Annotated in this window: 22 protein-coding genes and 1 pseudogene; 12 read left to right on the plus strand and 11 right to left on the minus strand. The window is 62.7% G+C overall.

Going from position 1 to position 23,114, the window contains the following annotated elements:
* The first annotated feature begins 84 nt into the window (after positions 1-84).
* On the plus strand, positions 85-882 hold the full coding sequence (locus BXU06_RS00125) for an MOSC domain-containing protein (RefSeq protein WP_077295934.1): 798 nt from the start codon (positions 85-87) through the stop codon (positions 880-882).
* Between the two features lie 97 nt (positions 883-979).
* On the opposite strand, the gene BXU06_RS18555 is transcribed toward BXU06_RS00125, so the two are convergent.
* A complete protein-coding gene (locus BXU06_RS18555; protein ID WP_253189586.1) occupies positions 980-1,390 on the minus strand; it encodes a CZB domain-containing protein in 411 nt (136 codons plus the stop codon).
* 33 nt (positions 1,391-1,423) lie between these two features.
* A pseudogene (locus BXU06_RS18560) lies at positions 1,424-2,230 on the minus strand (methyl-accepting chemotaxis protein); the annotation flags it as partial.
* 260 nt (positions 2,231-2,490) lie between these two features.
* Here BXU06_RS18560 and pap point away from each other — a divergent pair.
* The 9 genes from pap to murA all read left to right on the plus strand — a co-directional run bounded on the left by pap (position 2,491) and on the right by murA (position 11,931).
* Positions 2,491-4,011, plus strand: a complete 1,521-nt coding sequence (pap, locus tag BXU06_RS00135; protein ID WP_077295936.1) for a polyphosphate:AMP phosphotransferase — start codon at positions 2,491-2,493, stop codon at positions 4,009-4,011.
* A 793-nt stretch (positions 4,012-4,804) separates the two neighbouring features.
* A complete protein-coding gene (locus tag BXU06_RS00140) occupies positions 4,805-6,808 on the plus strand; it encodes a methyl-accepting chemotaxis protein (RefSeq protein WP_077295937.1) in 2,004 nt (667 codons plus the stop codon).
* A 38-nt stretch (positions 6,809-6,846) separates the two neighbouring features.
* Positions 6,847-7,416 carry a hypothetical protein gene (locus BXU06_RS00145; RefSeq protein WP_077295938.1) on the plus strand — a complete coding sequence of 190 codons (570 nt, stop codon included), beginning with the start codon at positions 6,847-6,849 and terminating at the stop codon, positions 7,414-7,416.
* A 138-nt stretch (positions 7,417-7,554) separates the two neighbouring features.
* A complete protein-coding gene (locus BXU06_RS17620) occupies positions 7,555-7,722 on the plus strand; it encodes a hypothetical protein (RefSeq protein ID WP_171982063.1) in 168 nt (55 codons plus the stop codon).
* A gap of 47 nt (positions 7,723-7,769) precedes the next feature.
* Positions 7,770-8,540 carry an exodeoxyribonuclease III gene (gene xth / locus BXU06_RS00150; protein ID WP_077295939.1) on the plus strand — a complete coding sequence of 257 codons (771 nt, stop codon included), beginning with the start codon at positions 7,770-7,772 and terminating at the stop codon, positions 8,538-8,540.
* A gap of 117 nt (positions 8,541-8,657) precedes the next feature.
* Positions 8,658-9,572 (plus strand): ABC transporter ATP-binding protein, encoded by a 915-nt coding sequence (locus BXU06_RS00155; protein ID WP_077295940.1) that lies wholly within the window; start codon positions 8,658-8,660, stop codon positions 9,570-9,572.
* Entirely contained in the window at positions 9,569-10,324 is a 756-nt protein-coding gene (locus BXU06_RS00160) for an ABC transporter permease (protein ID WP_077295941.1), read from the plus strand. Before BXU06_RS00155 ends, BXU06_RS00160 begins: the two co-directional genes overlap by 4 nt.
* Before the next feature lie 12 nt (positions 10,325-10,336).
* Positions 10,337-10,582 (plus strand): BolA family protein, encoded by a 246-nt coding sequence (locus BXU06_RS00165; RefSeq protein WP_077295942.1) that lies wholly within the window; start codon positions 10,337-10,339, stop codon positions 10,580-10,582.
* A gap of 98 nt (positions 10,583-10,680) precedes the next feature.
* Positions 10,681-11,931, plus strand: a complete 1,251-nt coding sequence (gene murA / locus BXU06_RS00170) for a UDP-N-acetylglucosamine 1-carboxyvinyltransferase (protein ID WP_077295943.1) — start codon at positions 10,681-10,683, stop codon at positions 11,929-11,931.
* 127 nt (positions 11,932-12,058) lie between these two features.
* On the opposite strand, the gene BXU06_RS00175 is transcribed toward murA, so the two are convergent.
* From BXU06_RS00175 to BXU06_RS00190, 4 genes are all read right to left on the minus strand, one after another.
* The gene (locus tag BXU06_RS00175; protein WP_077295944.1) at positions 12,059-12,628 is read right to left on the minus strand and encodes a YceI family protein; all 570 of its coding nucleotides are present in this window, start codon (positions 12,626-12,628) and stop codon (positions 12,059-12,061) included.
* Between the two features lie 96 nt (positions 12,629-12,724).
* On the minus strand, positions 12,725-13,276 hold the full coding sequence (locus tag BXU06_RS00180) for a YceI family protein (protein ID WP_077295945.1): 552 nt from the start codon (positions 13,274-13,276) through the stop codon (positions 12,725-12,727).
* Between the two features lie 26 nt (positions 13,277-13,302).
* Positions 13,303-13,848, minus strand: a complete 546-nt coding sequence (locus BXU06_RS00185; protein WP_077295946.1) for a cytochrome b — start codon at positions 13,846-13,848, stop codon at positions 13,303-13,305.
* A gap of 81 nt (positions 13,849-13,929) precedes the next feature.
* Positions 13,930-14,733: a class III extradiol ring-cleavage dioxygenase gene (locus tag BXU06_RS00190; protein ID WP_077295947.1), complete on the minus strand. Its 804-nt coding sequence runs from the start codon at positions 14,731-14,733 to the stop codon at positions 13,930-13,932.
* A gap of 105 nt (positions 14,734-14,838) precedes the next feature.
* Here BXU06_RS00190 and BXU06_RS00195 point away from each other — a divergent pair, with 105 nt between their 5' ends.
* The gene (locus BXU06_RS00195; RefSeq protein WP_077295948.1) at positions 14,839-15,732 is read left to right on the plus strand and encodes a LysR family transcriptional regulator; all 894 of its coding nucleotides are present in this window, start codon (positions 14,839-14,841) and stop codon (positions 15,730-15,732) included.
* Between the two features lie 907 nt (positions 15,733-16,639).
* Here BXU06_RS00195 and BXU06_RS00200 read toward each other — a convergent pair.
* The 5 genes from BXU06_RS00200 to BXU06_RS00220 all read right to left on the minus strand — a co-directional run bounded on the left by BXU06_RS00200 (position 16,640) and on the right by BXU06_RS00220 (position 22,354).
* Positions 16,640-17,260, minus strand: coding sequence for a glutathione S-transferase family protein (locus tag BXU06_RS00200; protein ID WP_077295949.1), 621 nt, complete (start codon positions 17,258-17,260; stop codon positions 16,640-16,642).
* A gap of 65 nt (positions 17,261-17,325) precedes the next feature.
* Positions 17,326-19,230 (minus strand): TRAP transporter large permease subunit, encoded by a 1,905-nt coding sequence (locus BXU06_RS00205; protein WP_253189489.1) that lies wholly within the window; start codon positions 19,228-19,230, stop codon positions 17,326-17,328.
* Positions 19,223-19,846 (minus strand): TRAP transporter small permease subunit, encoded by a 624-nt coding sequence (locus BXU06_RS00210; RefSeq protein WP_253189490.1) that lies wholly within the window; start codon positions 19,844-19,846, stop codon positions 19,223-19,225. Before BXU06_RS00210 ends, BXU06_RS00205 begins: the two co-directional genes overlap by 8 nt.
* 125 nt (positions 19,847-19,971) lie before the next feature.
* Entirely contained in the window at positions 19,972-21,057 is a 1,086-nt protein-coding gene (locus tag BXU06_RS00215) for a TRAP transporter substrate-binding protein (protein WP_077295950.1), read from the minus strand.
* 145 nt (positions 21,058-21,202) lie between these two features.
* Entirely contained in the window at positions 21,203-22,354 is a 1,152-nt protein-coding gene (locus BXU06_RS00220) for a MalY/PatB family protein (protein ID WP_077295951.1), read from the minus strand.
* A 100-nt stretch (positions 22,355-22,454) separates the two neighbouring features.
* Here BXU06_RS00220 and BXU06_RS00225 point away from each other — a divergent pair, with 100 nt between their 5' ends.
* On the plus strand, positions 22,455-23,051 hold the full coding sequence (locus BXU06_RS00225) for a hypothetical protein (protein ID WP_077295952.1): 597 nt from the start codon (positions 22,455-22,457) through the stop codon (positions 23,049-23,051).
* Positions 23,052-23,114 lie beyond the last annotated feature (63 nt).

A 23,114-nucleotide genomic window follows, 5' to 3' on the forward strand; every position in this document is an offset into this window, starting at 1 on the left:
TATTTGACCCTGGACTTGAGTCACAGCCATGGGAATATGCCATTTTTTGATAGATCGTGCCATTGTATTATGCGAAAGAATTATATGCGGCTTGCCAGCCTCTATGTTCACCCCCTGAAATCTGCCCGTGGCGTGCGCCATGCCCGTGCGTTTGCCGCTCAGGCCGGTCTGCTGGGGGACCGCAGCTGGATGCTGGCCACGCCAGAAGGCCAGTTCATTACCGCGCGCAGCCATCCGCTGCTCACCCAGGTACGGGTGACGCCGATTCCTGGCGCGCTGCTGCTGCACGCGCCTGGCCAGCCGCTGCGTGCGGCCATCAGCGCGGTGTACACCCAGCCCGTGGCCACCGAGGTGTGGGGAGACGGTTTCACTGCGTGGCACGGCGATGCGCAGGTGGACGCCTGGTTCAGCCAGTATCTGGGGCTGGCGTGTCAGTTGCTGTTTATTGGCGAACAACCGGCGCGCCAGCAGGTGACCCAGCCCGCGCCGCTGGGGTTTGCCGATGGTTTTCCGTTTTTGCTGATTGGCGAGGGCTCGCTGGCCGACCTGAACCAGCAACTGGCCCGCCCGGTGAGCATGCGTCACTTCCGCCCCAACCTGGTGATTGCCGGCAGCGCACCTTACGAAGAAGATGACTGGACGGTGATCCGCATTGGCCCGGTGGTGTTTGACGTGGTCAAGCCATGCACCCGCTGCATCCTGACCACGGTAGACCCGGCCACCGGCATTGCCGCTGCCGATCAGGAGCCGCTGCACACGCTGATGCGCACCCGCCAGTTTGACGACGGCGTGCGCTTTGGCCAGAACCTGGCCGCCCGCAATGAAGGGTTGCTGGAAGAAGGCATGGTGGTGGAAGTGCTGGAAACGTCGCTGGCGTTTTAGCAGCGCTTACAAAACCCAGCGAGCAGCTGTGGCCGCAGACATTGCCAGAAGTATGCCAAGGCAGCACCACAACGCCAGGCATGGCGTGTGGCGGTGCTTAAGCGCAGCTGGCGTGAGCGCGCACCTGCCCCTGCCGGGTGCTGTCTTCCAGCTCGGACAACAGCTGCATCACTTCTACACTGGCCGCTTCCATACGCAGCAGCGCCTGCTCCATTGGCTCAGGCTGGCCCGCTTCACGCGCTACCAGCGCCTGGCGGGCGTGGTCGTGGACGGCGGCGTGAGGCCGTTCGATGTGCTTGTAGTGCGGATGACCGGAAAAAAACTGCCGGCCACGCCCTTGGTCATACCATCTGCCCAGCCGGCAGCCGTGATGGTCGGGCAGGCTGTGTGCCGCCTTGCTGCTTACTCCCAGGCAGGCCTTGTAGACTTCCAGCTTGAGCACCAGATGGTCCAGCCGCGCTACTTCCAGAAAACTGGAATCCGACACCGCTTCAATCGCTCCGGTCATTTTTTGCGTCAAGCCCAACAGGGCATGAATGCTGGCCACATTGTCGCGGCCATCGGCCTGGTGGCGCTGAGCCATCTCGGCAGCGGCCATCACCTCCTGGCCAGCCACCTGAGTGTCCCGCTGCACCTGGCTGACCAGGCTGGCAATCTCGCTTGTGGCCTGGGTAGTGCGTTCGGCCAGCTTGCGCACTTCGTCGGCGACTACGGCAAATCCTCGGCCCTGCTCGCCGGCGCGGGCGGCTTCAATGGCGGCGTTGAGCGCCAGCAGATTGGTCTGGTCGGCAATTTCCTTGATCAACTGGACAAAACTGTCAATTTTGCCGGTGGTGGCGCTCAGTACCTGAATGCCTGTGGCGGTGTGAGTTTGCCGGCTGACAATTTCATCAAAATGACCAACCAGTCGATCCACCGCCTGGGTGCTGCGATCCACCGAATGCACCGCTTCGCGGGTCATGTCGGTTTCGGCCTGCAGTTCGTCGGCCATCTGTGCCATGGAGGTTTGCAAATCAATAAAGCTTTGCCCGAATGCCTGCAAAGGCTTCAGGCAGGCGTGCTGCTGGGCCAGGGCCAGCTGGGCGGCGCGTAGCGCCTCGGTATTTTCGGCGTCACGCTGGCGCAGGTGTTGCACTTCATCTAGCAGGGCGGCGTGGGCTTGACGCAGGCTGACAAGTTCAGCGTCTTCTTCACGCGGAGTACGACGGAAAAACATGGGAATTCCTTGAAAATCAGCCAACAGGATTGTCGGGCACCATTGCTCCGGCGCGTCGCCCTCGCCCTGAAGGGAGACACGCCGCACGCAGCCTGGCGAGCAAATCGGATAAAGCAGTAAAGCACAGCCCATGCCGGGCACGCCGCAGGCAGGGGATGGCCAGTCATTCTGTTTGGGGCAAGCAGTGTGCCGCTGAAAAACAACAGGAATATGTCAGCCTGGCGCAAGGCATGGACTGGGGGCGATGGCCGGGGGTTGCCAACAGACTGTTCGGTGGCTGGCCAAACTGGAAAGTAGCTGCACATTGCCGTCATGCCTGTTTGACCCTGCCTCACCCTCCCTGGCGGCAGAACACGTTATGCTGTGCCTTTGGGCATCATCAAAGGGTCATCATGTTTGAATCTGCCGAGCTGGGCCATCGCATCGACAAGGCGCGGTTTCGTGAAGAAAGCCCCATCCTGCGCGAGGCGCTGCTGGAAGCGCAGTACGAACTGCGCGAGCGCGGCGATTTTCCGGTGATTATTGTGCTCAACGGCTTTGACGGTGCCGGGCGCAGTGAAACCATGAACCTGATTTCCGCCTGGCTGGATCCCCGGCTGATTCAGACCAATACCCAGACTTCGGCGTTTGCCGATGTGGGCGATGACGCGCATGGCCGGCCCTGGCTGTGGCGGTACTGGAAAGCCTTGCCGCCCAAGGGGCGTATCGGGCTGATGTATGGTTCGTGGTATTCCGACATCCTGTTTGGCCGGGTGAATGGTCGGCTGGATGGCGAAACCGCCGCGCACATGCTCAGCGAAGTGCTGCGCTTTGAGCGTCAACTGGTGGCCGAAGGCGCGCTGATCATCAAGCTGTGGCTGCATTTGTCGCGCAGCAAGCAAAAATACCGGCTCAAGGCACTGGCCAAGGATCCGGCCACCCGCTGGCGGGTGCGCGCCCAGGACTGGCGGCACTACAAGCAATACGCCAGCATCCGTCACCACGCCGAACATATTCTGCGTCGCACCAGCACCGGCGAAGCGCCGTGGGTGATTGTGGAAGGTGAAGACGAAAACTACCGCCACCTCACCGTTGGCCATGTCATCCTGCAGGCGCTGCGCGCCCGGCTGGACGCCGGCCCGCAAACCCACAGCCGTGCCGAAGCACCGCCACTGTTACCGCCGCTGGACGGCCTGCAACTGCTCGACACCCTGCAGCTGGACCAGCCGCTGGCCAAGGCCGACTATCGCCGCGAACTGGATGCGCTGCAGGGCCGGCTCAGCCGGCTGACCCGCCACCCGGACTTTGCCCAACGCGCGCTGGTGGTGGTGTTCGAAGGCAATGACGCCGCCGGCAAGGGCGGGGCGATTCGCCGGGTGACTGCCGCACTGGACGCGCGTCGCTACCGGATTGTGCCGATTGCCGCGCCCTCGGAAGACGAACGGGCCATGCCCTGGTTGTGGCGCTTCTGGCGCGAGATTCCCCGTCATGGTGGCGTGACCGTATTCGACCGCTCATGGTATGGCCGGGTGCTGGTGGAGCGGATTGAAGGCTTTGCCCGCGAACACGAATGGCTGCGCGCTTACGGTGAGATCAACGACTTTGAGCACCAACTGGCCGATGCCGGCGTGGTGCTGGTGAAGTTCTGGCTGGCCATCAGCCACGACGAGCAGCTCAAACGCTTTCAGGCCCGCGAACAGACCGGCTTCAAACGCTTCAAGATTACCGAAGAAGACTGGCGCAACCGGGAAAAATGGCTGGCGTACAAAGATGCCGTATGCGACATGATCGACCGCACCAGCACCCAGACCGCGCCCTGGACACTGGTGGAAGCCAATAATAAATACTATGCACGGATCAAGGTGCTGCGCACGCTGTGCGAGCGGCTGGAAGCGCAGCTGCCCGATGCCAGGGTGAAAGCACTGCCGGGCTAGTAGCCAGTCACCATGATCTGAATCGACTGACAGGCGATTAGCGCTTTCGGCATGAGTTTCACCTCAGGTGTCGTTCCCGCGAAGGCGGGAACCCAGACCGCGCCACAGCGTGCGGGGTGGGCATGGCGCAGGTAGCGCTGATGAGCGCTCACCCCGCTGTACGCTGTGGACACGCCTGGATTCCCGCCTGCGCGGGAATGACGCGGTGGGGCGCGGCGAGTGGTTCGTCGTGGAACGTGAGCCATCGTGTTTCAACGTGACTGGCTACTAGCCAGCGGCCCCTGAGTCCGGCCCCATTCTTGCTAAGCCCAATCCTGATTTCGGCCTGATCCGGCCATGCTGGCAGCCGCGCAGCACATACGCCGGCATGCAGCCAGCGATGGTAGTTTCACGGCAAATCGCCTATGCTGACCGGCATGTGTCCCCATCCTGTGCCAGCCAATATAGGCCATTCGCCCACGGAAAGCGCCAGCCTGGGCTGATAAATCAATGACTTGTCCTACCCTGCGGCAAGCCAGGCGCAATGACTCTGCCGCGATCCGGCGGAGCATGACCGGGGCCATGGCGGGTGCCGGGCAATGCATGGGGCATATACAGACATAATCCGCTGACACGTGGATCGGGCCGAAACAGAGGGCGGCTTGCTGCGATGTCGGACACCAGAAAGCGGTGCGCCGCTTTCCATATGACCACGGGCCATGCAGTCCGTGGCGCACACACAGATTAAAACCGGAACGCTCGCGCCGATGGCGCGGCGGAGGCCGCCGCAAGGCCTCTACAGGGGAGACACTTCATGCTGCACACACTCAGCTTGCGCGCCAAAATTCTGCTGCCTTTCATCATCCTGATGCTGACCGGCTTTGCCATCGTGGTGGGCTACAACAGCTGGGCCACCCGTCAGCACGACCTGGAACAAGGCGTGCAAAATGCCCAGTTGCAGGCCGCCGTGCTGTCGGCGTCGATCAACAACACCCTGCACGATGGCCTGAGCACCACGCTGACGCTGGCCTCCACCTTTGAAACCCTGCGCCGCAGCCATACTGTCAACCGCGACATGCTCAACAAGATTCTGGCCCGCCAGCTGGAAAACCATCCTGGCCTGCTGGCCGTGTGGACCGGCTGGGAGCCGGACGCGCTGGATGGCCGCGACAGTGAATTTGCCGGGCAAAAACCCGCTTACGATGCCAGTGGCCGCTTTGTGCCTTACTGGCACCGCGACGCCCAGGGCATCAGCGTTGAGCCGCTGGTGGACTACGACAAGCCCGGCGCTGGTGATTATTACCTGCTGCCCAAGCAAACCGGCTCGCTACAGGTGATCGAACCTTATCTGTACCCGGTTAACGGCAAGCCGGTGATGATGACTTCGATTGTGGCCCCAGTCATGACCGGGATTACCTTCTCCGGCGTGGTGGGGGTGGACATTGCCCTGAATGAGCTGGCTGCCGAAATGGCCAAGGTGAAACCTTACGAAACCGGCTATCTCAGCCTGCTGTCCGGCAGTGGCCAGTGGCTGGTGCATCCGCAGGGCGACAAGGTGGGCAAACCCGCCAAGGACGAGCTACCAGCGGAGGCGCTGGAGGCCATCAAGGCCGGCAAGCCGTGGCAGATGAGCGACGATAACGGCATGATGCACTTCTTTACCCCGATCAAGGTGCACGACGGCATGACGCCGTGGGCGCTGCGCGTCAGCGTCGAGCGCAGCCAGCTGCTGGTTAATGCCGACAGCGCCCGCAATGCCGCGCTGCTGCTGGGCACTGCCGCCTGCCTGGCCACCCTGCTGCTCAGCGCCCTGCTGCTGGGCTGGCTGACCCGCCCGCTGGTGAATCTGGCCGACACCATGGAAACCCTGTCGCAAGGCGAAGGCGACCTGACCCGCCGCCTGCCGGTGAACAGCGCCGACGAAATTGGCCGCACCTCGGTGGCGTTCAACCAGTTCATGGACAAGCTGCGCGACATGTTTGCCGAAGTAAAGCAGCACGCCGCCACGCTGGAAACCAGCCTGATCCGGCTGGGCGACACCACTGACGCCGTGGCGGGCAACACCCGCCAGCAGGCCGACGCGGCCCGCTCCACTGCCGCCACTGTCGAGCAGGTGACCAGCAGCATTGGCCAGATTGCCGATGGTGCCCAACTGGCCGCCCACGCGGCTGAAGACACTGGCGAGCTGTCCAATCAGCTGGCCGAACTGGTGCAGGACACCGCCGGCGAAATTCGTCAGGCAGCCAGCGCGGTGGAAGCGTTGTCCGGCACCCTGCAAGGCCTGAGCACCCGCTCTGAACAGATTGCCAGCATTGTCGGGGTGATCCGCGATATTGCCGACCAGACCAACCTGCTGGCGCTGAATGCCGCGATTGAAGCCGCCCGCGCCGGCGAGCAGGGCCGGGGCTTTGCCGTGGTGGCCGATGAAGTGCGCAAGCTGGCCGAACGCACCGGTAGCGCCACGCTGGAAATTGCCAGCATGATCCAGACCATCCAGCAGGAAATGCACGCCGCCAGCCAGGGCATGCACACCGCGCTGGGGCGCATCAGCAGCGGCGTGGCGCACTCGGAAGACACCGCCGAATCAATTGCCGGCATCCATGACACCATGAGCAATATGGTCACCCGCATCCGTGACATTGCCCGCGCCACCGAAGAACAATCCGCTGCCAGCCAGGATATCAGCAGCCATATCGAGCATATCAACCAGATGAGCCAGCACACCGACCAGCAAATCAGCGAAGCCAGCGCGGAAACCCAGCGCCTGCGCCAGCTGGGGCAGCAGCTGGACGCGCTGGTGCAGCGGTTCAGAACCTGACCCGGCTGTTCCTACCTTTTTCTTGCTGTCGGAGACCCATGTCGAAAAACTTTGTTGATGCCAATTACCGCTTTATCGCCGCCTACCAGGAAGTCAACGCACGCATCATCCAGCGCCAGCAGGCGCTGGCGCTGTACGTTACCCTGGTAGTCAGCCTGCTGGCCGCGCTGGTGGCGCTGCGCCCGGCACCGGGCAACCCCACGCCGCCAGTGGAATGGCTGATTCTGGGGTTTCCGGTGGCATCGATGTGTCTGGCGCTGCTGAACTACAAGGCCGAACGCGCCATCACCAATCTGCGCACCTTTCTGGCCAAGCTGGAAAAGCTGGAAGACGCCCACCTGAGCCTGCCCAGCTACAACACCGAACCGCAATGGTCGTCTAGCGCCAATAAAGCCCGCCGCTTTCACGATCTGGCCACCACGCTGCTGGCGGCTGGCGGCAACGCCATTGGCCTGGGGGCAGCGTGGAAAATCTACCCGCAGCGTCTGGTCGAAGCCAGTGGGCTGTTTTACGCCAGCATTGCCCTGGCGCTGGTTTCGCTGGTGGTGGTGTTCATTACCCCGCAGTGGAGCTATCGTGGCGGCGAGTGGCCTTCTGTTGCCCGCTAAGCGCCGAGCCATGGTCTCGCTGTGGCGTAAAATGCCGCAAAATCAGCGGCATGTCAGACAGATAACACGCGTCGCACTTGACGCCGCCAGGCAATTTCTGGCTGAATCATACAATTCGCATCGCTCCCGGGAGATGTCATGAAACCGGTTTCCGCCTCGTCGTTTCCGCGCTTTTTGCGCGCCCCGCTGCCAGTTGCCAGCAGCCCAGCCCCTGCGACAGGTTTTGTCCGTCGCCCACCTGCCGAATCGCCCACTGCCGTTGCACTGGCTGCCTGTCCGCCGCCAGGGGCCAAACGTCTGGCATAATGCGCCAGCCGCACGTTGAGAGGCGGTAGCATCTGGAAGGAACCGCCATGCAACTTGCCACCTGGAACGTCAACTCCCTGAAAGTCCGCCTGCCACAGGTGCTGGACTGGCTCGCCGCCAATCCGGTAGATGTGCTGTGCCTGCAGGAACTCAAGCAGGAAGACCACGCCTTTCCGCTGGCCGAACTGGCCGCCGCGGGCTATCGCGCCGAATTTGCCGGGCAAAAAACCTATAACGGCGTGGCCATTGTTTACCGCGATACGCTGACCGCCAGCGAAGTGGTCAAGGATATTCCCGGCTACGACGACCCGCAGCGCCGGGTGATTGCCGCCAGTTTTGGCGAGCTGCGCGTGGTGTGCGCATATTTCGTCAATGGCGAGGCGGTCGGCTCGGACAAGTACGCATACAAGCTGGAATGGCTGGGCAAGCTGGAAGCCTATCTGGCCGACAGCCTGGCCCGTTACCCCAGCCTGGCGCTGCTGGGCGACTTCAATATTGCCCCGGACGACCGCGATGTCTACGACCCGCCGGCCTGGGCCGACAAAGTGCTGTGCTCGGTGCCCGAACGCGCGGCATTTCAGCGGCTGGTGGCGATGGGCCTGGCCGACAGCTTCCGCCAGTTTCACCCGGACGCCGGTTTATACAGCTGGTGGGATTATCGCGCGGCCATGTTCCGCCGCAATCTGGGCCTGCGCATCGACCATATCCTGCTCTCCCCGCCGGTGCTGGCACGCGCCAGTGCCTGCGTGATCGACCGCGCCCCGCGCAAGAACGAACGCCCCTCCGACCATACCCCGGTGGTGGTGACGCTGGACTGAGCCGGCTGGAGGCCGCCGCCGGGAGGCCGCTTTCCCGGCCTTGCGGCGGTGTGCGTCAGCGAGAGGTGGGGAAGGCGGTCAATTTCCGGTAAACTCATCCCTTTTGCCGCCGCGTCAATGTCCATTGCCCTTGATATCCATGCCGTCAGCAAACGCTTTGGCGCGCTGACAGCGCTCGACGATGTCTCGCTGGCCGTCCAGGCTGGCGAATTCTTTGCCCTGCTCGGCCCCAACGGGGCAGGCAAAACCACGCTGATTTCCTGCATGGCCGGGTTGACCCGGCCCGACAGCGGCCATGTGCGCATCATGGGCCACGATGTGCAGCATGACTACCGCGCCGCGCGCCGCGCGCTGGGGGTGGTGCCGCAGGAACTGGTGTTTGATCCCTTCTTTACCGTGCGCGAGTCGCTGGTGTTTCAGTCCGGCTATTTTGGCCTGAAGCGCAACGACGACTGGATTGACGAAATCCTGGCCAAGCTGGGGCTGACCAGCAAGGCCAACGCCAATATGCGCACCTTGTCTGGCGGAATGAAACGGCGAGTGATGGTGGCGCAGGCGCTGGTGCACCGTCCGCCGGTGATTGTGCTGGACGAGCCCACCGCCGGGGTGGATGTGGAGCTGCGCCAGAGCCTGTGGGTGTTTATCCAGGAGCTCAACCGCGCCGGCCACACCATTGTGCTGACCACCCATTATCTGGAAGAAGCCGAAACCCTGTGCAACCGCATTGCCATGCTCAAGGCCGGGCGGGTGATTGCGCTGGAAGACAAGGACACCCTGCTGGGCCGGGGCGGCAGCAGCCGTGACATCATGCTGCGCCTGAGCCCGGCGGGCCTGCCGCCGGCGTTGGCCCCGCTGCAGCTGCGCGCCGAGGGCAGCCGGGTGTGGCTGCGCCTGCCCGACATCAACCAGCTGGGCGAGGTGCTGGGGCAGATTCATGCTGCCGGCAGCACGGTGCGCGACTTTGAAGTGGTGGAAATCGACCTGGAACATGTGTTTGTCGAGCGCATGCACCGAGGGGAGTCCGTGCGATGAATGGCTTTTTTACCCTGTTTTACAAGGAAATCCTGCGCTTCTGGCGGGTGGCCTTCCAGACCGTGGCAGCGCCAGTGCTGACCGCGATGCTGTACCTGATGATTTTTTCCCACGCGCTGGCCCGCCATGTGGATGTGTTTCCTGGGGTGGGCTATACCGCGTTTTTGATTCCCGGCCTGGTGATGATGTCGATGCTGCAAAACGCCTTTGCCAACAGCTCATCCAGCCTGATCCAGTCGAAAATCACCGGCAATATCGTGTTTTTGCTGCTGCCGCCCTTGTCGCATCTGGAGTTTTTTGCCGCGTATGTGCTGGCGGCGATTGTGCGCGGGCTGGTGGTGGGGGCCGGGGTGTTTCTGGTCACCCTGTGGTTTGACGTGCCGCCGCTGGTTCATCCGCTGTGGGCGCTGGCCTTTGCCGGCCTGGGCTGCGGCGTGCTGGCCACGCTGGGGCTGATTGCCGGCATCTGGGCGGATAAATTTGACCAGCTGGCCGCGTTCCAGAACTTTTTGATCATGCCGCTGACTTTCCTGTCCGGGGTGTTTTATTCGATTCACACCCTGCCGCCGTTCTGGCTGGCGCTGTCGCACGCCAACCCGGTGTTTTATATGATTGACGGTTTCCGTTACGGCTTTTTTGGCCAGTCCGACGCGCCGCCGCTGCTGAGCCTGGCGGTGGTCAGTGCCTGCCTGGCGCTGCTGTCGGCGATTGCCCTGCGGCTGTTGCACACCGGTTACAAACTCAGACATTGAAAGCCTTTGATTATGTTGACTCCTGAACACGTAAAACAATTCTTGACCGCCGAGCTGCACTGCACCCATCTGGACGTGGAAGGCGATGGCCAGCACTTTTTTGCCGTGATTGTGTCGCCAGACTTTGCCGGCAAGCGGCTGATCGAACGCCACCGTATGGTGATGGCCGTGGTCAAGACCAAGCTGGACAGCAATGAGCTGCACGCCCTGTCGATCACTCAGGCGCTGACGCCGGAAGAATGGGCGCAAAAGGCCTGAGCCGGCCAGACGGGCGCAGGCCCGGCCCGCCCCGTTTTGCCACGCTGCCCGTGCTTGCCCGGCAAGCCACACTTATCTTCACAAGGCTGAATTGAGTCATGGAAAAACTGAAAATTGTCGGTAACGGCCCGCTGAATGGCGACATTATCGTGTCGGGGGCCAAAAACGCAGCGCTGCCCATCCTGTGCGCCAGCCTGCTGACCGCCGACACCCTGCGGCTGACCAATGTGCCGCAACTGCGCGACGTGCTGACCACGCAAAAGCTGTTGCAGGGCATGGGCGCGCGGGTGATGACCGACAATGTCCACGAATACGAACTCACCGCCAGCGACATCCACACCCTGGAAGCGCCATATGACCTGGTAAAAACCATGCGTGCGTCGATTCTGGTGCTCGGCCCGACGCTGGCGCGCTTTGGCGAAGCCAGCGTGTCGCTGCCCGGTGGCTGCGCCATTGGCAGCCGGCCCGTGGACCAGCACATCAAGGGCCTGGCGGCGATGGGTGCTGACATCACCATCGAGCACGGCTATGTCAAGGCACGCGGCAAGCTCAAGGGCGCGCGGGTGGTGATGGACATGGTTACCGTCACCGGCACGGAAAACCTGCTGATGGCCGCCACTCTGGCCGAGGGCACCACCATTCTGGAAAACGCCGCGCGCGAGCCGGAAGTGACCGACCTGGCCGAGTGCCTGGTCAAGATGGGGGCCAGGATCAGCGGCATTGGCAGCGACCGGCTGGTGATTGAAGGTGTCGAGCGCCTGCACGGTGCCGAGCACGCCATCATGCCCGACCGCATTGAAGCCGGCACCTTTCTGGTGGCCGCCGCCGTCACCCAGGGCCATGTGGTGCTGCGCCGCGCCAGTGCGCAGGGCATGGAAGCGGTGCTGGACAAGCTGGTGGAAGCCGGCTGCGTGGTGGAGGCTGGCGATGACTGGATTTCGCTGGACATGAAACAGCGCCCGAAAGCGGTGAATATCCGCACCCTGCCCTATCCGGCGTTTCCCACCGACATGCAGGCGCAGTTCATGACGCTGAATGCGCTGGCCGAGGGTGTCAGCCGGGTGACTGAAACCATCTTTGAAAACCGTTTCATGCATGTGCCCGAGCTTAACCGCATGGGTGCGCGCATCGACACCGAAGGCAATACCGCGATGATTACCGGCGTGCCACGCCTGTCTGGTGCCACGGTGATGGCCACCGACCTGCGTGCCTCGGCCAGCCTGGTGATTGCCGGCCTGGTGGCGGATGGCGTAACCCTGGTTGACCGGATTTACCATCTGGATCGCGGCTACGAGCATATTGAACAAAAGCTGGCCGGCGTGGGGGCCAATATCGAGCGGATCAGCTGACGCCTGACTGCGCGTATGCGCGTTGCACGTGATCACGCCCCAGCGGATGGAAGTCCGCTGGGGCGTGTGCCTGTCTGGCCGGGCGCTCAGGGGCGCAACCCGGCCAGCAGGCGGTGGAGAGCGGCGCTTACTCGCCAATGGCTTCCAGGGCGATATCAATGCGCACTTCGTCGCCCACATACGGCGCGTACTTGCCAGCGCCAAAGTCAGAGCGCTTGACCACGGTAAAGGCGTTGGCACCAATCGCCGGCTTTTTCAGCATCGGGTGCGGCATCGACTGGAACGAGGTCACCGTCAGGGTTACCGGCTTGGTCACGCCTTTCAGCGTCAGGTTGCCTTCAATCCTGGCCGGCTTGTCGCCCTTGAAAACCACCTTGGTCGATTTGAACGTAGCGGTCGGGTACTTGGCGGTATCGAGGAAATCTTCGCCCTGGATATGCTCGTTGAAGGTGGCGTAGCCGGTGTTCACCGACTTGGCGTCGATCACGATATCCACCGAACCGGTTTTGGCCGCAGCGTCGAACACAACCTTGCCGCTGGTGCTGTCAAAGCGCGACAGCTGGGTGGAATAGCCAAAATGGCTGTAGGAAAAACGCGGGAAGGTGTGGGTGGTGTCCACGGTGTAGGTGGCCGGGGCAGCCAGCGCCGGGGTGGCAGCGGCAAGGGCGAACAGCAGGGCGGCGAGTTGCTTTTTCATGGTCAGTCTCCAGTCAGGGGAAAGGGGCCGGGGGAAATCCGTCGGTCAAAAAAATCAGTGGGGTACTCTGTGTGCCGCATGGCGGACATCACGCGCTTATTTGCTGCTGGCGTGCAGGCGAACACGCACCTGGACATCGTTGGCGACAATATCGAACTTGGCCCACGCGCCTTCGCCGATGCTGAAGTCGCCACGGCGCAGGGTAAACGTGCCATCAAACACGCCGGCATTGCCCTGGGTGGTGAAGGTGGCGGGGACCAGCACGTCGCGGGTCTGACCCTTGATGCTCAGCTGGCCAGCCACTTCGTAGCGGTTGCCGCCCAGCGGCTTGACTGCGGTGGACACAAAGCGGGCGGACGGGAAGGTCTTGCTGTTGAACCAGGCCTTGCCGGCAACCTCTTGGTTGGCGTCGCTGGAACCCGCGTCCACGCTGGCCAGCTCGACATCAAACACCGCCTTGGCGCTGGCCGGCTTGGCCGGGTCGAAACTCAGCTGGCTGGTGAATTTCTTGAACTTGCCGTCCATCTTCACCCCCATTTGCTGGTAGGAAAACTGGATAGCGCTTTGCGCCGGGTTCACCTGGCTGTATTCAGCGGCCTGGGCATAGGCGGCACTGAGCAAGGCGGCCAGCAGGGTCAGGGTTTTCATCAGTATGTCTCCAGAAAAGTCACAATTCAGGCTTGATCGCGGGATGACTTCGGCAGCATCCGGCGCAAAATATCGTCTTGATCAATAAAATGATGCTTGAGTGCCGCGCCGACATGACCCGCCAGCGTCAGCATCAGCAGCAGGTTGAGTGCTTCATGCAGCTCGGCCAGCCATTCGCCCAGATCCGGGTTTTTGCCCAGCAGATCGGGAATCGGCAGCACGCCAAAGTAAACGGTTTGAAACCCCTTGGCCGAACTCATCAGCCAGCCGCTGAGCGGGATGGCCAGCATCAGGCCGTACAGCGCCAGATGGCCCAGATGCGCGGCGTACTGCATGGCCTTGGGCATGCTGGCCGGCAGCGCGGGCGGGCGGTGAGTGGCGCGCCAGAACAGGCGCAGCGCCAGCAGCAAAAAGGCGGTCACCCCGGCCCATTTGTGCCAGGCATACAACTGCAGCTTGGCTGGTGACAACGGCAAGTCGCTCATATACAGGCCCAGGCCGAGCAGGCCCAGCAGCAGGGCAGCCATCAGCCAGTGCAGGGCTTTGGCAATCGGGGTGTAAGCAGTGTTCATGGTCATTCCTCCGGGTAGGGGCAGGGCAGCGAACGGGGCGGGCAAGCGGGTGGCTTGCCGCCATCTGAGCGCTGGCCGGGTTCAGGTGCTGGAGCGAGGCCAGAAGGCATAGGCATCCATGGCAATCACGTAATCGTCCACGCCGGCATGAAAGCGGCGGGCTTCGGCAGCTGGGCCGGCGGCACCCAGCGCCACATAAAACGGCAGCAGATGTTCGTCGCTGGGGTGGGCCTGTGCGCCGCCAGGGGCCTGGGCACGGTAATCCAGCAGGGCGTCCAGGTCGGCAGCGGCAGCGCGTTCAGCCAGCCATTGGGTAAATTCCCGCACATACGCCGGCACGCCGCCGCCCTGGGCATAGGCGCGCTGAAAGTCGCGCAGGTTATGGGTCAGGTTACCCGAACCGATCACCAGAAAACCGCGTTGCGCCAGCCCGGCCAGCGCCTGCCCCAGCCGCAGCGCCTGCGCCGGGCCGCCCTGACTTTGCAGCGACAACGGAATCACCGGCACGTCAGCGTCCGGATACATCAGCCGCAGCGGAATCCAGCCGCCATGGTCCAGCCCGCGTTGTTCGTCGCAGGCCACCGGCAGGCCGGCGGCGGCAATCGCCTCAATCACTTCATTGGCCGCCTCGCGGCAGCCGCTAGCCGGGTAGTTCAGCCGATACAGCGGCTCGGGAAATCCCCAGAAGTCGTGAATGGTGTCGAGCTTGCCGGCCACGCCCACGGTGGGCATGGCGGTGTCCCAGTGGGCGCTGACCATGACGATGGCACGCGGGCGGGGCAGGGCAGCGGCCTGTTCGCGCAGGGCCGCCCCGGCTGCGCCTGGTGTCAGCGCAAAAGTGGGCGCGCCATGCGGAACAAACAGGCTGGGCAGAGGGGCAGTCATGGCGGTCTCGTTTCGTGCTGCGTGAGGGAATGACTGTACTGTAGGCTGTTTTTTCGCAGCAAAATAGCCGACAATCCAGAAATCACTATTGCTGAAAGTGCAACAATGGACCGTCTGGCCGCCATGCATCTGTTTGTCCGGGTTGCCGAACTGGGCAGTTTCAGCGCCGTTGCCCAGCAAATGGGCGTGGCGCGTTCGGTGGTGACCCGGCAAATTGCCGCGCTGGAAAGCCATCTGGCCTGCAAGCTGATGGCGCGCAGCACGCGCAGCCTGACGCTGACCTCGGCAGGCGCTGCCTATCTGGAAAAATGCCGAGTGATCCTGAACCTGGTGGAAGCCGCCGAAACCGATATCGCCAGCGAACAGCACACCCCGCGCGGGGCAATTCGCATCAGCCTGCCCTTCAGCTTTGGCTTGAAACGGCTGGCACCGCTGCTGCTGGTGTTTGCCCGACAGTATCCGGAAGTCACGCTGGATATGGATTACAGCGACCGGCGCATGAATTTGATTGAGGAAGGGATTGATCTGTCGATCCGGGTCACCCGCCAGCTGGCGGCGGGGGATGTGGTGCGCAAACTGGGCGCGTGCCGCATGCAGATGGTGGCCTCGCCAGACTACCTGGCCCGCCATGGCCGCCCACTGCATCCGCAGGAGCTGGCCCACCATGCGTTTCTTGGTTATACCCTATCCAACAGCACCGTGGCATTTGAAGTGAATGGCCAACCGTTACAGGTGGCCGTGCGCAGCCGGCTAACCGCCAACAATGGCGCGGTACTGACCGAAGCCGCTGCACAGGGGATGGGCATTACCTGCCAGCCGGAATTTATTATCGACGACTTTCTCCAGGCCGGGCGGGTGGAAGAAATCCTGGCCGATTACCCGATGCCGGCGCTGGGCATTTACGCCATGCTGCCAGGCAACAAGCAGATTCCGCATCGGGTGCGGGTCTTGGTGAACTTTTTGGCCGAGCACCTGGCCGGGCCGGGTAGCGCCCCCTAATCCTGGCTGAGCCATGGCCTAATAGTCAGTCACGTTGAACCACAAGGGCACATGAGAACAAACTGACGCCGGGCATCTCTATTTGTTATTTTAAAACAAAACCTTGTCTTGCATTTTCACCGTGAGCTGCCCGCCACGCCCCACCCCGTCATTCCCGCGAAGGCGGGAATCCAGAGGCATCCACAGCGTGCAGCAGGTGCGAGTTCCACGACCACCACGCTACGCTCAACACCCACGGCGCACGCTGTGTCACGGCCTGGGTTCCCGCCCGCGCGGGAACGACAAGTGAGGTGAGGCTCATACCGAAAGAGGTCTGGTCACCCATCACCTTGAAACGCAAGGGTACATGTGAGCAAGCTGACGTCGAGTATCTCTATTTGTTATTTTAAAACAAAGCTTTGCCTTGCCTTGCCACCGCGAACCACCCGCCGCACTCCACCCCGTCATTCCCGCGAAGGCGGGAATCCAGAGGCATCCACAGCGTGCAGCAGGTGCGAGTTCCACGACCACCACGCTACGCTCAACGCCCACGGCGCACGCTGTGTCACGGCCTGGGTTCCCGCCTGCGCGGGAACGACAAGTGAGGTGAGGCTCATACCGAAAGAGGTCTGGTCACCCATCACCTCGAAACGCAAGGGCATATGTGAGTTAACTGACGTCTGGCATCTCTATTTGTTATTTTAAAACAAAGCTTTGTCTTGCATTTTCACCGCGAACCACCCGCCGCACTCCACCCCGTCATTCCCGCGCAGGCGGGAATCCAGAGGCATCCACAGCGTGCAGCAGGTGCGAGTTCCACGACCACCACGTTACGCTCAACGCCCACGGCGCACGCTGTGTCACGGCCTGGGTTCCCGCCTGCGCGGGAACGACAAGTGAGGTGGAGCTCATGCCTAAACCGGCGGCCTTACGCCGTCGGCACGGCCATGCCGCGCGCCACTGCCGGACGGGCGGCCAGGGTGGCCATCCAGCGGGCCACTTGCGGAAAGTCGGCCAGGTCGATCTCCTGCCATTCATGCCGGCATGCCCAGGGGTACAGCGCCATGTCGGCAATCGAATAGTCATCGGCCACATAGTCGCGGCCTGTCAGCTGGGCGTCGAGCACGCCATACAGCCGGCGCGTTTCGCTGCGGTAGCGTTCCATGGCGTAAGGCACCGGCTCGGGGGCAAAGCGCAAAAAGTGGTGCGCCTGGCCCAGCATCGGGCCAAAGCCGCCCATCTGGAACATCAGCCACTGCAATACCGCATAGCGGGCCGCGCCGCTGGCTGGCAAGAAGCGCTGATGTTTTTCTGCCAGATACTGCATGATCGCCGCTGATTCAAACACGCTGATCGGCCCGCTATCCGGACCCTCGCTGTCAACCAGCGCCGGGATCTTGCCATTGGGGTTGATCGCCCGAAACGCTGGGCTGTGTTGTTCGCCGGTGAGAATATTCACTGGCTCGACCTGATAACTCAGGCCCAGTTCTTCCAGCAGGATGGACACTTTGCGTCCGTTGGGGGTGCCCCAGGTGTACAGGGTGAGCATGGGCAAAACCTTGATGGCAAACGGGGGCAGCCTGCGCTGCCCCCGGCGGGGTGAGAAAAATAGCGTTACGGTTTGGCTGCTGCCGGGGCGGCGTCGTTGCCGGCAAAGTCGCCAGCATTAAACGCCGGGGCCGGTTCGTCCGCTGGCGCGGCGGGGGCCTCGCCCTCCAGGCTGGCGGGCGGCAGGGCGTCCTGATTGGCGTCCGGGTTGATTTGCAGTTCCTGGGTCAGTTCTGCGCCGGTGGTGTCCACTGCCTGGTCCAGCCCCATGGTGACAATACCGGGGAAGGCAATCAGCACCCCCACCATGGCCATCTGGATCAGCACAAACGGCACGGCTCCCCAGTAGATCTGGCTGGATTTCACCCGTTCGATCAACTTGCCGGTCACCTTGTCGGTGTAATCCTTGGTGGCGGCCACGCTGCGCAGGTAGAACAGGGCAAAACCAAACGGTGGGTGCATGAACGAGGTTTGCATGTTCACCGCCAGCAAGACGCCAAACCACACCAGGTCAATCCCCAGCTTGTCGGCCACCGGGGCCAGCAGCGGCACCACGATGAAGGCCAGCTCGAAGAAGTCGAGGAAGAAGGCCAGGCCAAACACCAGCAGGTTGACCACAATCAGAAAGCCAATCTGGCCGCCGGGCAGGTCATGCAGCAGATGCTCCACCCACACATGGCCATCCACACCATAGAAGGTGAGGCTGAACACCCGCGCACCCACCAGGATGAACAGCACAAAGGTGGTCAGCTTGGCGGTGCTGTACATCGCCTGCTTGAGCAGCGCCATGTCCAGCCGCTTGCGCGACAAGGCCATGATGATGGCACCAGTGGCACCCATGGCACCACCTTCGGTGGGGGTGGCGATGCCGACAAAGATGGTGCCCAGCACCAGAAAAATCAGCCCCAGCGGTGGAATCAGCACAAAGGTGGTTTTTTCGGCAATCTGCGACAACAGGCCCAGCTTGAACTGGCGGTTGGCCAGCGCCAGCACAAAGGCCACGCCAATGCCGACCATGATGGACACCACAATGGTTTCATCCAGCGGGTGGTTGTCCGGGTATTGCTTGGCAAACAGCACGCCCGTGACCACGGCAATCAGGGTAAGCACGCCCAGCGAGCGGTTGCCGGAGGCACCGTTGGGCTCGCGCAGCGAACGCGCTTCCGGCGGCAGGGCCGGGGCCAGGTCCGGGCGCAGCACGGTGCAGGCAAACACATACAGCGCGTACATCGCCGTCAGGATGAAGCCAGGGATGAACGCGCCCTTGTACAGGTCACCCACCGAACGACCCAACTGGTCGGCCATCACAATCAGCACCAGCGAGGGCGGGATGATCTGCGCCAGGGTGCCTGAGGCGGCAATCACCCCTGAGGCCAGCCGGCGGTCGTAGCCATAGCGCAGCATGATGGGCATGGAAATCAGCCCCATCGAGATCACGCTGGCGGCCACCACGCCGGTGGTCGCGGCCAGCATGGCCCCCACCAGAATCACCGCGTAAGCAATACCGCCGCGAATCGGCCCGAAAATCTGCCCGACAGTGTCCAGCAAGTCTTCGGCCATGCCGCTGCGCTCCAGCACCAGGCCCATGAAGGTAAAGAACGGAATCGCCAGCAGGGTGTCATTGTTCATCACCCCCCAGATGCGGTCGGGCATGGCGTTGAACAGCGACGGCTGCAGCAGGCCCAGGTCGATGCCAAGCAGGCCAAACACAATGCCGTTGGCCGACAGGGCAAACGCCACCGGGTAGCCCAGCAGCAAGAACAGCACCATCGAGGCAAACATCACCGGCGCAAGATTGCTGGACAAAAAGTGCCGGGCGGCGCTGTCGTGGCCAAGCAGGTCGCTGACCGACACGCCCATGATGGCCGACCCCACCAGGGTCAGGATCAGCGCCGACAGCACGGCAAATACCCAGGGCATGAAGCGCAGCGCGCTGGCTGGGGCCACCGGGGCAGCAGAGACATTAGCCATGGTGCGCTCCTTGCAGTTTGCTTGCCGCTTCAGCTTCTTCGCGGCGACGCAGTTCTTCGATCAATGCCTGTTCGGCGCTCAGTTCGTCGCCCTTGTGTGCCGGGTCGGGGCTGGCTCCGCACAAAAAGCCGATTTGCTTGATGGCTTGCGACAAGCCTTGCAGCCACAGCAGGGCAAAGCCTAGCGGCAGCAGCATTTTGGCCGGCCACAGGATCAGCCCGCCAGGGTTGGCCGACATTTCGTGGTTGTTCAGCGCGGTGAGGAAATACGGCGTGCCCAGCCATAGCACCAGGCCGACCACCGGAAACAAAAACACCAGCGTGCCCAACAGCTCCATCCAGGCGCGGGTGCGCGGGTCGTAGCGGGCAGACAGCAGGTCAATGCGGATATGTTCGTTGTGCAGCAGCGCATGGCCGGCGCACAGCAGAAACACGGCGGAGAACATATACCATTGCGCTTCCAGCAGCGCATTGGAACTGAAATCAAACAATTTGCGGATCACGGCATTGCCGGCGCTGAGCAGGGTCATGACCAGAATCAGCCACATGCTCCAGCGGCCAATTCTGTCGTTCACCGCGTCAATCGCGCGCGACAGGTGCAGGGCAGCTTGAATCATTTAACGTACCTCATGGGTAACCAGGATGGCCTGCCGCCCGATTCGGGCGGCAGGTGCCAGATCGACGCAGACAACAACGCGACCGGGGATGGCGGTCGCGTTGGCTTGCGTCGGGTCGTCGGTGCTTACTTCAGCGGAGAAGACTGGGTGAAGCGGTCCATGGCGCCTTCTGCCACGCTGAACCAGCGCGACTGGGTGTTGCGGTACGGCAGCCAGGAGGCGTAGATCTTCTTGAACAGCGGATTTTTGGCCGATTCTTCGGCGTACAGCTCTTCAGCAGCCTTTTGCGCTGCCACCATGATGTCTTTCGGGTAAGCCTGCAGCTTGACGCCCTGCTTGAGCAGACGGCCCAGCGCCAGCGGGTTTTTGTGGTCGTACTCGGCCTGCATGGTCACATTGGCTTCGGCAGCGGCGGCTTTCAGCGCGGCCTGATAGGCCTTGGGCAGCTTGGCCCATTGCTCCTTGTTGATCATGAAGGTGATTTGCGGGCCCGGTTCCCAGAAACCTGGGTAGTAGTAGTTTTTGGCGATTTTGAAAAAGCCCAGCTTTTCATCATCGTAAGGCCCCACCCATTCGGTGGCGTCGATGGTGCCCTTTTCCAGCGCCGGGTAGATATCACCGCCGGCAATGGTTTGCGGCACCGCGCCCAGCTTGGCCATCAGCTCGCCGCCGATGCCGGGAATGCGCATTTTCAGGCCCTTGAGGTCAGCCAGGCTTTTGACCGGGTTGCGGAACCAGCCGCCCATTTGCGTGCCGGTGTTGCCGCCGGCCAGGGCGATGATCTTGTACTGGTCAAACAGCTCGGCCATCAGCTTGTCGCCGCCGCCAAACTGCATCCAGGCGTTTTGCTGGCGGGCGTTCAGGCCAAACGGCATTGAGGTGTCAAAACCAAAGGCCTTGTTCTTGCCCACATAGTAGTAGCTGCAGGTGTGACCAATTTCCACCGTGCCATTGCTGACGGCATCCAGCACTTGCAGGCCGGGGACAATTTCGCCACCGGCAAACACGCGGATGTCAAACTTGCCGTCGGTCAGTTCGCGTACCCGGTCGGCCAGCACGTCAGCCCCGCCATAGATGGTATCCAGACTTTTCGGGAAGCTGGACGCCAGCCGCCAGCGGATTTGCGGTTCAGCGGCAATGGCCGGTGCAGCCACGGCGGCGGCAGCTACGCCGGCAACACCGGCTTGTTTCAGAAAGGCACGACGTTCCACGTTTTTCTCCTTGGTGTCTATTTCATCGCTGGTTTGAGTGTACAACGGGCCATTTATACGGATGGCCTCTGGTCACTGTTTCTTATCTATACCGCAAAATTCGCCAGCCGACATCATGCGCTGCAGCATAATTGGTAATACCATCTTACTGGTGAGGTTTTTCCCATACCGCCACCATGCGCGCCAGCGCTTCTTCCAGTTGCGCCAGGGGGCAGCCAAAGTTCAGCCGCACATAGCCGGGCAAGCCAAAGTCTGCCCCATCAGACAGCCCCACCCCGCCAGCTTCAAATTCGGCCACCGGGTTGGCCCAGCCCTTGCTGCGCACATCAATCCAGGCCAGATAGGTGCCCTGGCTGTGGGTCACGCGCATGCCCTCCAGCTGGCCCAGCACTGCCTCCACCCGATCGCGATTGCGCCGCAACACCGCCAGCAGGCTGTTCAGCCAGTCCGGGCTATCGCCGTAGGCCGCCTGTGCGCCGACAAAGCCAAACAGGTTCACCCCCGGCACAATCCCGCGCATGGTCTGGCTGAAGCGGGCGCGCAGGCCAGCGTCGGGAATGATGGCAAACGCGCAGCCCAGGCCGGGTACGTTATAGGTTTTTGACGGGGCCATCAGGGTGATGCTGCGCGCGGCGGCGTCTGCCGACAGGCTGGCAAACGGCAGGTGCTGGCGGTCCTGGTCCAGAATCAGCTGGCAGTGGATTTCATCCGAGCACACCACCAGATCGTGCCGGCGGGCAAACTCGGTCACCGCATCCAGCTCGGCGCGGTCGAACACCCGACCGACCGGATTATGCGGATGGCACAACATCAGCAGGCGAGTGCTCGGGGTCAGCGCCGCTTCGGCGGCGGCCCAGTCCCACTGCCAGCCAGCGGCGGTGTCCTGCATGGGCACGGTAATCAGCGTGCGCCCAGACAGGCGTGGTGCGGACATGAACGGCGGATACACCGGGGTGGCGGTCATCACCGCGTCGCCAGCCTGGCCCACGCTGCGGCAGGCCACGTTCAGCCCGCACACCAGGCCAGGCAGCCACACCAGCCAGGCCGGGTCGATCTGCCATTGATAGCTGCGCTGCAGCCAGTCGGTCACCGCCGCCACCACGCCGGGCAGCGGGTCGGGGTAACCATACACCCCATGCGCCACCCGCTCGGCCAGCGCCGCCTGCACGGCGGGTGGGCTGGCAAAGTCCATATCGGCCACCCACATTGGCAGCACGTCACGGTCTGCGTATTTTTGCCATTTGGTGCTGTCACTGTCCCGGCGCGCCGGGCTGTGGTCAAAAACGAATTCGGTCATGTGTTTACGCTCGCAGGGCAGGGAACATTTATCCGCTTGCCGGTTCATAACAGAACCCATCATGCCGCCGGCCTCACGGGCCGGCAAGCCCGGAGTGTTCATGCTTGTATTCAGCTCCCCCCGCCGCTGGCTGGCGTTGGCCACCCTGCTGCTGGCCAGTGCCAGCGCATACGCCGACACCGCCCCGGCCTCATTGCCCGGCGATTTGCCCCCCACCCAGACCCAAACTGACAACAACGGCCCGACCACGCCAGCCAGCCCGGCGCTGCGCACGCTGAACGGCGAAGCCGATGTGCTGGTGATTCTGGCCGCACTGCACGAAGACCATTTGAACCAGACCATGACCCTGCTGCCGCTGACCCGCGACCGCACCGCCCGCCGCAGCCTGGAGCGCAGCGTGCAGTTGCATGCTGGCGAGCTGCGCACCCTGCGCGGCTGGTTGAGCGAGCTGCCCGACCGGCCTCCCAGCGATTACCTGCCGCGCCTGCCCGAACCGGGCAGCGCCTCACGGGCGCAAGCCGAGCGCCAGTATCTGCACGCCATGCTCAACCACCACGATGCCCTGGCACTGCTGGGCCAGCGCGCCAGCGGACTGACATTGCGCCCGGCAGTCAAAACCTTGCTGGACAGCGTGCAGGCGCGCAGCCAGGCCGAGCGCCCGCAGCTGGAGGCGCGACTGGCGGCGCTGAACGACTGAACTGCGCACCAGTTTTTCTCTGTTTCTCCCCCTCCCGGCTTGCCTCTGGCAGGCCGGCGTGCT

Origin of the sequence: Aquaspirillum sp. LM1 (assembly GCF_002002905.1) — a bacterium.
Classification (GTDB): domain Bacteria; phylum Pseudomonadota; class Gammaproteobacteria; order Burkholderiales; family Aquaspirillaceae; genus Rivihabitans.

Bases quoted from the DNA above. Each gene is read 5' to 3' on its own strand.
- BXU06_RS00195 (WP_077295948.1), top strand. From the start codon at position 14,839: ATGGACCGTCTGGCCGCCATGCATCTGTTTGTCCGGGTTGCCGAACTG.
- BXU06_RS18555 (WP_253189586.1), bottom strand. From the start codon at position 1,390: ATGACCGGAGCGATTGAAGCGGTGTCGGATTCCAGTTTTCTGGAAGTA.
- BXU06_RS00140 (WP_077295937.1), top strand. From the start codon at position 4,805: ATGCTGCACACACTCAGCTTGCGCGCCAAAATTCTGCTGCCTTTCATC.
- BXU06_RS00180 (WP_077295945.1), bottom strand. From the start codon at position 13,276: ATGAAAACCCTGACCCTGCTGGCCGCCTTGCTCAGTGCCGCCTATGCC.
- BXU06_RS00185 (WP_077295946.1), bottom strand. From the start codon at position 13,848: ATGAACACTGCTTACACCCCGATTGCCAAAGCCCTGCACTGGCTGATG.
- BXU06_RS00200 (WP_077295949.1), bottom strand. From the start codon at position 17,260: ATGCTCACCCTGTACACCTGGGGCACCCCCAACGGACGCAAAGTGTCC.
- xth (WP_077295939.1), top strand. From the start codon at position 7,770: ATGCAACTTGCCACCTGGAACGTCAACTCCCTGAAAGTCCGCCTGCCA.
- BXU06_RS00220 (WP_077295951.1), bottom strand. From the start codon at position 22,354: ATGACCGAATTCGTTTTTGACCACAGCCCGGCGCGCCGGGACAGTGAC.
- BXU06_RS00210 (WP_253189490.1), bottom strand. From the start codon at position 19,846: ATGATTCAAGCTGCCCTGCACCTGTCGCGCGCGATTGACGCGGTGAAC.
- murA (WP_077295943.1), top strand. From the start codon at position 10,681: ATGGAAAAACTGAAAATTGTCGGTAACGGCCCGCTGAATGGCGACATT.
- BXU06_RS00160 (WP_077295941.1), top strand. From the start codon at position 9,569: ATGAATGGCTTTTTTACCCTGTTTTACAAGGAAATCCTGCGCTTCTGG.
- BXU06_RS00155 (WP_077295940.1), top strand. From the start codon at position 8,658: ATGTCCATTGCCCTTGATATCCATGCCGTCAGCAAACGCTTTGGCGCG.
- BXU06_RS00145 (WP_077295938.1), top strand. From the start codon at position 6,847: ATGTCGAAAAACTTTGTTGATGCCAATTACCGCTTTATCGCCGCCTAC.
- BXU06_RS00190 (WP_077295947.1), bottom strand. From the start codon at position 14,733: ATGACTGCCCCTCTGCCCAGCCTGTTTGTTCCGCATGGCGCGCCCACT.
- BXU06_RS00175 (WP_077295944.1), bottom strand. From the start codon at position 12,628: ATGAAAAAGCAACTCGCCGCCCTGCTGTTCGCCCTTGCCGCTGCCACC.
- BXU06_RS00205 (WP_253189489.1), bottom strand. From the start codon at position 19,230: ATGGCTAATGTCTCTGCTGCCCCGGTGGCCCCAGCCAGCGCGCTGCGC.
- BXU06_RS00165 (WP_077295942.1), top strand. From the start codon at position 10,337: ATGTTGACTCCTGAACACGTAAAACAATTCTTGACCGCCGAGCTGCAC.
- pap (WP_077295936.1), top strand. From the start codon at position 2,491: ATGTTTGAATCTGCCGAGCTGGGCCATCGCATCGACAAGGCGCGGTTT.
- BXU06_RS00225 (WP_077295952.1), top strand. From the start codon at position 22,455: ATGCTTGTATTCAGCTCCCCCCGCCGCTGGCTGGCGTTGGCCACCCTG.
- BXU06_RS00125 (WP_077295934.1), top strand. From the start codon at position 85: ATGCGGCTTGCCAGCCTCTATGTTCACCCCCTGAAATCTGCCCGTGGC.
- BXU06_RS17620 (WP_171982063.1), top strand. From the start codon at position 7,555: ATGAAACCGGTTTCCGCCTCGTCGTTTCCGCGCTTTTTGCGCGCCCCG.